The sequence below is a fragment of the Okeania sp. SIO2B9 genome, from assembly GCF_010672505.1.
Taxonomy (GTDB): domain Bacteria; phylum Cyanobacteriota; class Cyanobacteriia; order Cyanobacteriales; family Microcoleaceae; genus Okeania; species Okeania hirsuta.
Genome location: NZ_JAAHGK010000858.1, coordinates 1 through 3,413, shown reverse-complemented (window position 1 = coordinate 3,413; position 3,413 = coordinate 1). Strand labels below are relative to the sequence as shown.

Annotated in this window: 2 protein-coding genes; both read left to right on the top strand. The window is 37.6% G+C overall.

Annotation, left to right across the window (positions count from 1 at the left end; all coding sequences use genetic code 11):
- Window positions 1-248 precede the first annotated feature (248 nt).
- Window positions 249-965, top strand: coding sequence for a nucleotide exchange factor GrpE (gene grpE, locus F6K13_RS24575; protein ID WP_124142655.1), 717 nt, complete (start codon window positions 249-251; stop codon window positions 963-965).
- A gap of 628 nt (window positions 966-1,593) precedes the next feature.
- Window positions 1,594-3,413 (top strand): molecular chaperone DnaK (dnaK, locus tag F6K13_RS24570; RefSeq protein WP_287288657.1); only part of this gene is annotated, 1,820 nt, incomplete at its 3' end.

Genomic DNA, 3,413 nt, shown 5'->3' with positions numbered 1-3,413 from the left:
ACGAAGTTGTTTAGGTATTTTGCTAAAAAATTAAGTACCCTATAATTTCTATAAACCACTATACTTGCTAATATTAAGCTTATAAGCTTGGCGCTAAAAACCTGATAACTAATAAGTTTAAAGGTGGTAATAATTATATAGCCCAGTTAAAAATCAGTGTTTCCATAGTGCTTTTTATTCTGAATAAATCAGAGGAAAAAAGCAAAATTAAAAGCAGTAACAACCGTCAGTATCCAGGAGAAAATTAAATGGTAGGAGAGATACCATCAGCAGAAACAACAAATCAAGAAATACATGAAAATATGGAAGTGGTTGAGGCAAACGCAGAATTAGACTCATCTCAAAAACTTGAAAATATTGAGGAAGTATCTGAAGATAATGGTTCTGTAAATACAGACCAACAAAACTTCGAGCAAATGTCACAGAATATAGTCCTTTTAAAAGAGGCAAATGAATCTCTGCAAACTCAGGTAGAAACTACCAAAGTTCAGCTAGAAGAGAAAGATATTCAATACAAAAGACTAGCCGCAGACTTTGAGAACTTCCGTAAACGTACACAAAAAGAAAAAGAAGAACTGGATGTACAAGTCAAGTGCTCCACAATCATCGAATTATTACCAGTAATTGACAATTTTGACCGTGCTCGTTCTCAGATTAAACCAGCTAATGATGGAGAAATGAATATCCACAAGAGCTATCAAACTGTCTATAAGCAAATGGTAGAAACTCTGAAACGACTGGGAGTTTCTCCTATGCGTCCAGAAGGTCAAGAGTTTGACCCAAATCTACATGAGGCAGTAATGCGAGAAGCAACAACAGAATATCCAGAAGGAACTGTGACAGAAGAGTTAGTGCGGGGATATACTCTCGGAGATCGTGTCCTCCGACACGCCATGGTAAAAGTAGCCACAGCTCCAGAACCTGTAGAATCTACAGAAGAAACTCAAACTGATCCAGAAGGTTAAAGGTAAAAAATGGCAGTCCGAAAGTTCCCAGAAGATTTATCCCCTGGTAGAATAACTACACGCTGGAGAAATCCCGGTTTCAACGTCTGGTATAATTGTTGAATGCGATTAAGAATAAGGTTTGTCGCCATGACCTTTAGCTGTTTGGAGTTAAACTCCGGTAGATAGGAGACGGGAATGATATTTCCTAGGAAAGCTGTTAGCTCCGCATTTGACACCGAAAAGTAAGAAGGCAGCTAAAGCAGCGATTTATTGCTCCAGCATTTTGAGTAAAACCACTCTCAAAGCTAAAAAAAAAAGTAACCTCACAGCTAGATTTTGATCTATGCCGAGGAGTCTAGGAGTCTGTTGACAGGTTTCAACCATAAGCGGGTTTATCCCTCTATGCGGTAGCCAAACCACAAAATCCAGGGTGTTTCAACCCCTGGATATGTTAAAACACTTCCATATTTTTGTTTAATCACCACACTTAGTAAGTTGTATTCACACTATTCAAAATTAGCTAAAAGAAAATACAAGTGTAAAAATTTCAATCTAAAATCTTACCGAGATTACTTGATTTGTTCTGAATACAACTTTACTAAAAAAACTCAAAATATTTTTGACTATTTAAGAACGCCGAAGCACTATGGGAAAAGTCATTGGCATTGATTTAGGGACAACTAATAGTTGTGTGGCCGTCTTAGAAGGGGGCAAACCAATTGTAATTTCCAACTCAGAAGGTGGGCGTACAACACCAAGTATTGTGGGATTTGCGAAAGGGAACGAACGCTTAATTGGCCAACTAGCAAAGAGACAATCAGTAAACAATGCAGTAAATACAGTTTACAGTATCAAAAGGTTTATTGGCAGAAGATGGGACGATACAGAAGAAGAGCGCTCCCGAGTTCCATATACCTGTATTAAGGGTAAAGATGATACTGTAAATATCCAGATACGAGGCAAGAATTATACAGCTCAAGAAATTTCAGCAATGATTCTGCAAAAAATGAAGCAGGATGCTGAAAAATATTTAGGAGAATCTGTTACTCAAGCAGTAATCACAGTACCCGCTTACTTTACAGATGCACAAAGACAAGCAACTAAAGATGCAGGAACAATTGCTGGTCTGGAAGTGCTGCGAATTATCAATGAACCAACTGCTGCTTCTTTATCTTATGGCTTAGATAAGCAAGACCAAGACCAGACCATTTTGGTATTTGACCTTGGTGGTGGGACTTTTGATGTTTCGATTTTACAGTTAGGAGATGGCGTATTTGAAGTTAAGGCAACTTCCGGTAACAACCATCTAGGAGGAGATGATTTTGATAATTATTTAGTCCGTTGGTTGGTAGAAGAGTTTATAGACCGGGAAGGCACAGACTTATCGGCAGATAGAATGGCGCTACAAAGACTCCGAGAGGCAGCAGAAAAGGCAAAAATAGAACTATCTTCTGCCCAGATTACCAATATAAATTTACCATTTATCACTGCTGACGAAACAGGGCCAAAACACTTGGAGACCCAATTAACTCGTGCTCAATTTGAAAAATTAATACAAAATCTTACTAAAAGTACGATTAAACCAGTAGAACAAGCTCTGAAAGATGCTGGTATAACACCAGAAAAGATAGACAAAATTATTCTGGTGGGAGGGTCTACTAGAATACCAGCAGTTCAGGCAGCAATAAGTAATTATTTTAACATTCAAACTCCTGATACTTCCGTTAATCCCGATGAAGCTGTGGCATCGGGAGCAGCAATTCAAGCTGGTATTTTAGGTGGTGAAGTTAAAGACCTTTTGCTATTAGATGTGATTCCTTTATCCCTGGGGTTAGAAACTTTAGGGGGAATATATACCAAGGTAATAGAAAGGAATACTACAATTCCTACCAGTCGCTCTCAGATGTATTCTACTGCCGTGGATGGACAAACTTCTGTAGAAATTCATGTCCTTCAAGGGGATCGGGCAATGGTTAAAGATAATAAAAGTTTAGGTAAGTTTTTACTCAAAGGAATTCCTCCAGCTCCTAGAGGTATACCTCAAATAGAAGTTAACTTTGATATTGATGCTAATGGAATTCTGAAAGTTAAGGCCTTAGATATAGGAACGGGTAGAGAACAAAGTATTGAAATTAGTAATACAGGTGGTTTGAATGAAGCAGAAATTAAACGAATGCAACAAGAAGCAGAAATTTATGCGCAACAAGATATTCAACAACAAAAATTAGCAGAATTGAGAAATCAGGCAGATACTCTTCTATACAATTACGAAGCAACTATCAAAGAACATGGTGATTTTATTGATGAACAGTTAGCAACAGAACTTGAAGAAAGCTATGAACATTTCAAGCAAGTTCTCATTAACTCAAGAACTGAAAATAATTATGACCAGTTAAATCAGCACATTGAAGAATTCAGGCAAAAGCTTTTTGCTTTAGGTGAAACTTTATACGACCGAAGTGGCGA

What these genes read in the sequence shown, in the direction of transcription:
- grpE (WP_124142655.1), top strand. Translation starts at nt 249, where the DNA reads ATGGTAGGAGAGATACCATCAGCAGAAACAACAAATCAAGAAATACAT.